Annotated in this window: 1 protein-coding gene; it reads right to left on the bottom strand. The window is 47.1% G+C overall.

The window, feature by feature from the left end; all coding sequences use genetic code 11:
- A partial coding sequence (locus NE664_14550; GenBank protein ID MCQ4727855.1) for an amidohydrolase occupies positions 1 to 230 on the bottom strand: 230 nt, incomplete at its 3' end.
- Positions 231 to 420: the final 190 nt, after the last annotated feature.

The raw sequence follows: 420 nt of genomic DNA, 5'->3' as shown, positions 1-420 counted from the left end.
TTTGCATGTTCCCGCAGCACCTCCTCCGAAGGAAGGCCCAGTCTGGCTTCTCCATCCAACACGTTACTGCCGGTCAGTACCTCATACCCCAGCTCCGTCAGAATCCCGGCGATGACGGCGGAAGTGCGCATCTCCAGCCAGCCCGTCTCCGGATGCCGGTGCAAGTCTCTTCTCCTCGCCACGCTTCTTTCAAAAATCTCTTTTGCCATGGCTGTAATCTGATCGTACATCTATCTTCATCTCTCTTCTCTTGTATTTCCTGTACTAACAGTTCTCTAAAATTTTAACATAGGAAACAGGGAAAAGCAATTGAAGGAACTTCCAGTTCCGCGTATAATAATCTTACGTTTTTATAACGAAAAAATCAGAAAACCGGAGGCAATTATGAAAAAAATACTGGTCATCGGCTCCACATGCGTG

The organism is Anaerotignum faecicola (assembly GCA_024460105.1).
In the GTDB taxonomy this organism is placed as follows: domain Bacteria; phylum Bacillota; class Clostridia; order Lachnospirales; family Anaerotignaceae; genus JANFXS01.
This window is presented reverse-complemented; position numbering and strand designations above follow the sequence as displayed.